Genomic DNA, 3,931 nt, shown 5'->3' with positions numbered 1-3,931 from the left:
GGTCTCGCCGCGACGGCCGCGCTCGTCGGCGCCTGGTACGCCACGGCCGGGGCGGCCACGCCCACCCCCGCCGTCACCACCACGGCGGTGACGGGGGGTTGGGGGGTGGCGGGGGTGCCGGGCTGGTGCGGGGCGGCGGAAGGGCCGGGCTGGTGCGGGGTGCCGGGGGTGCCGGGTTGGTGTGTTGTGCCGGGGGCGCCGGGCTGGTGGGGCACGCCAGGGGGTGCCGTCTGGTGGGCGGTGCCCTGGGCGGCGGCCTGCGGGCCCGACGCGGACGCCTGCGGGCCGGACGCCGGGGGCGCCTGCTGCGGGCCGGAGAGGGCCGTGGGAGTGGGCGCCGGTCCGGCCACGGCACCGCCGCCGCCCGCCTGCGCGGCGGTGGCCCGCTCGGCGGCGGCTTTACCGGCACCGAAGCCGGGGGTGTTGGGGTTGGCGGGGCCGCCGGAGGGTTGTGCGCCCGCACCGGGGGCGCCGGCCGCACCGGGACCGCCGTGCGGCGCACCGGCCCCCGAGGACATGGCCCCGCCCTGCGCCGGGAAGCCGTGCGCGGGCTGCGCGCCGGGGCCGCCGTGGGGCTGCCCGCCGACGCCAGGGGCTCCGCCTGCACCGGGGCCGCCCTGCTGGGCGTCGCCCCCCGGAGCCACGGCACCGCCCTGGCCCGGGAAGCCGCCCGCGGCCTGCGCGCCCGAGCCGGAGGGGATGGTTCCGGGTGTGCTCCCCGGTTGCGCCCCCGGCCCCCCGGACTGCTGCCCCGTGCGCGGGGAGAGCGCGCGGAAGGTCATGGTGCCGGGGTCGTCGATGGGGCCGCCGGGACCGGGGACGCCGTCGGCGCCCGCCGGCCGGGAACCCGCCCCGGTACGACGGAAGACACGGGTGCCCGAGACGTCGTCACCGTCGGCCTCGGCGGGCGGAATCGTCGCCGTACCGTCGACACGAGCGGCCTGCCCATCGGGCTGACCGGGACCGCGCCCACCGGCGGCACCCGGCCCGGCGATCCGCGGATCGGCCCCCTGGGGACCCCCGTGGGACCCGCCGTGCGCCACACCGTGCGGCCCGCCCTGGCCGTGCCCCTGCGCGACCCCCTGCGGCTGCCCCTGCCCGGCACCACCCTGCGGCCCGCCCTGCGCGGCCCCCTGCGGTGCGCCCCAGGACACCCTCCGGTCCTGGTCGCCTCCGAAGCCCCCCTGGTGGGACGCGTTGGCGCCCCACGCTGCCGCGGGCTCGGGGCCGGTGCCCTGGTGGGCGTCGGGGTCCTCGTCGAAGAAGTGGGGGCCCGTCTCCTCGACCGACACCGGAGCGGCAGGCGCCGCCTGGCCTCCCGGAGAGGCCAGCGGTTCGCCGTCCGTCGGGGCGGGCCGACTCGTGCCCGGTACCCACGCGGCACCGTTCCAGTACCGGACATATCCAGGAATGGACGGGTCCGGGTAATACCCTTCGCGGGGCCTGTCGTCACCGGGGGCCGGGGTTGGGGCGCTCATGTCCGTCGTCCCGTATCTGCTCGGGGGTCAATAGGGAGGGACCCCACATCTATCAGACCGGCGCAACCCCCACCGCCAGTCCCACCGGACCCACTCCTTTCGAGCACGATCGTGATACGGCACACGCGACCGGAGGAAAAAAGTTCGGCGAACCCGCGTAATGCTTCGGCCCCCCGCCCCCTCTCCCTCGTGCGGGCCCACCACAGGACCCCGCGCGAGACACCCGAGAGAGGACACAGGTCATGCACCACACCGTCGTAGAGCGGGAACTGGAGCTCAAGCTCATCCTGTCCCCCGAGCGCAGCATCCCGGTCCCGGCGAGGCTGAGCTACCGCAGCGACGACCCCTTCGCCGTCCACGTCGCCTTCCACATCGGCTCCGACCACCCCGTCCACTGGACCTTCGCCCGCGAACTCCTCGTGGAGGGGGTGTTCCGCCCGTGCGGCCACGGCGACGTACGGGTGTGGCCGACGAAGGTCGCGGGGCGCAGCGTCATCCTGATGGCGCTCAGTTCCCCCGACGGGGACGCGCTCCTGGAGGCCCCGGCCGCGCAGGTGTCGGCCTGGCTGGAGCGCACGCTGAGGGCGGTCCCCCCGGGCTCTGAGGCGGAGCAGCTCGGCATCGACGACGGCCTCGCCGAGCTGCTGGCCCCCACCCCGGCCGACGACCTGTGGCTCCGCGACCCGTGGCCGAGCGACGAGTCGACGGACGGGGAGTGAGCCCACAGGGGGTTCAGAAGAGCTTGCCGGGATTCAGGATCCCCAGCGGGTCGAACACCGCCTTCACCGCCCGCTGCATCTCCACCCCCACCGGCCCGATCTCCCGCGCCAGCCACTCCTTCTTCAGGATGCCCACGCCGTGCTCGCCGGTGATCGTGCCGCCGAGCTCCAGGCCGAGCGCCATGATCTCGTCGAAGGACTCCCGGGCCCGCCGGGACTCGTCGGGGTCGGCCGCGTCGAAGCAGACCGTGGGATGCGTGTTGCCGTCACCGGCGTGGGCGACGACACCGATGGTGAGCTGGTGCTTCTCGGCGATCCGCTCGGTCCCTTCGAGCAGTTCGGCGAGGCGCGAGCGGGGCACGCACACGTCGTCGATCATCGTCGTGCCCTTGACCGCCTCCAGGGCGGTGAGCGACAACCGCCGGGCCTGGAGCAGGAGTTCGGACTCGGCGACGTCGTCGGCCGGGACGACCTGCGTGGCGCCCGCCGCCTCGCAGAGCGCGCCGAGGGCGGCGAGGTCGGCGGCCGGGTCGGTGGTGTCGAAGGCGGCGAGCAGCAGTGCCTCGGTGGTCTCGGGGAGGCCCATGTGGGCGAGGTCGTTGACGGCCTTGACGGTCGTACGGTCCATCAGTTCGAGGAGGGACGGCACGTGCCCGCCCTCCATGATCCGGCACACCGCGTCGCAGGCCGCGGCCCCGGAGGCGAACTCGGCGGCCAGCACCAGCTGCTCGGGCGGCTTGGGGCGCAGCGCCAGGATCGCCCGTACGACGATGCCGAGCGAGCCCTCGGAGCCGACGAAGAGGCGGGTCATGTCGTAGCCCGCGACCCCCTTCGCCGTACGGCGGCCGGTGGACATCAGGCGTCCGTCGGCGAGGACGACGTCCAGGCCGAGGACGTACTCGGCGGTGACCCCGTACTTCACACAGCACAGCCCGCCCGAGGCGGTGCCGATGTTGCCGCCGATCGTGCACATCTCCCAACTGGAGGGATCCGGCGGGTAGTAGAGGCCGTGTTCGTTCACGGCCCGGGAGAGCGTGGCGTTGACGACGCCCGGTTCGACGACGGCGACGCGGTCGACCGGGTTGATCTCCAGGATCCGGTCCATCTTGGTCAGGGACAGCACGACGCAGCCCTCGGAGGCGTTGGCGCCGCCGGACAGGCCGGTGCGGGCGCCCTGCGGGACGACCGGGACACGCAGCTCGGTCGCGGTGCGCATGACGTGCTGGACCTCTTCGACGGTGCGCGGCAGGACGACCACGGCGGGGGTGCCGGCCGGGCAGAAGCTGGCCATGTCGTTGGCGTAGGAGAGCGTGACGTCCGGGTCGGTGAGGACGGCCTCGGCGGGCAGACCGGACAGCAGTCGGTCGACGAGGTTGCCGGTCGCCTCGTCGCGGGGCGCTTCGATACGGCTCATGATCACAGCGTCGCACCCGGGTCCATCGGTGTGAACCCCGCCAGCGGCGGCTGCCGCAAACCGCGGCGTGATCGTCGTACCGACGCACAGTGGGCCCCATGGACACCCCACAGGAGAACCGCCGTACGCGGCTGTACGGCCGGCTGGTGATCGCTGCGGTCGCGGGCTGCGCCGTCCTCGGTACGGCCCTGATGCTGCTGCCCCTCTCGGAGGACACCGCGCGCCGACGCGGTCCGGGCCGCCGACGAGCGGCTGAAGGTCTACCACCTCACCAACCCCGACACCGGCTCCCACGTCTACGTGGTGCGCAACGACACCGC

At 74.8% G+C, this 3,931-nt stretch carries 3 protein-coding genes and 1 pseudogene; 2 read left to right on the top strand and 2 right to left on the bottom strand.

What is annotated here, in order from left to right; translation table 11 throughout:
* Window positions 1-1,478 (bottom strand): DUF2510 domain-containing protein (locus ABZ896_RS52190; RefSeq protein ID WP_360946417.1); only part of this gene is annotated, 1,478 nt, incomplete at its 3' end.
* 242 nt (window positions 1,479-1,720) lie between these two features.
* Here ABZ896_RS52190 and ABZ896_RS52185 point away from each other — a divergent pair.
* On the top strand, window positions 1,721-2,197 hold the full coding sequence (locus ABZ896_RS52185) for an SsgA family sporulation/cell division regulator (protein WP_360946414.1): 477 nt from the start codon (window positions 1,721-1,723) through the stop codon (window positions 2,195-2,197).
* 13 nt (window positions 2,198-2,210) lie between these two features.
* Here ABZ896_RS52185 and ABZ896_RS52180 read toward each other — a convergent pair whose 3' ends face one another.
* Entirely contained in the window at window positions 2,211-3,617 is a 1,407-nt protein-coding gene (locus ABZ896_RS52180; protein WP_360946411.1) for an FAD-linked oxidase C-terminal domain-containing protein, read from the bottom strand.
* Between the two features lie 92 nt (window positions 3,618-3,709).
* On the opposite strand from ABZ896_RS52180, the pseudogene ABZ896_RS52175 reads away from it, so the two are divergent.
* Window positions 3,710-3,931 (top strand): annotated as a pseudogene (locus ABZ896_RS52175) (hypothetical protein); the annotation flags it as partial.

The sequence above is a fragment of the Streptomyces sp. NPDC047072 genome (assembly GCF_040643855.1).
Classification (GTDB): Bacteria; Actinomycetota; Actinomycetes; order Streptomycetales; family Streptomycetaceae; genus Streptomyces.
The sequence above is the reverse complement of the archived record's forward strand: the minus strand, read 5'-3'. Positions and strand labels throughout refer to the sequence as shown.

What these genes read in the sequence shown, in the direction of transcription:
- ABZ896_RS52185 (WP_360946414.1), top strand. Translation starts at nt 1,721, where the DNA reads ATGCACCACACCGTCGTAGAGCGGGAACTGGAGCTCAAGCTCATCCTG.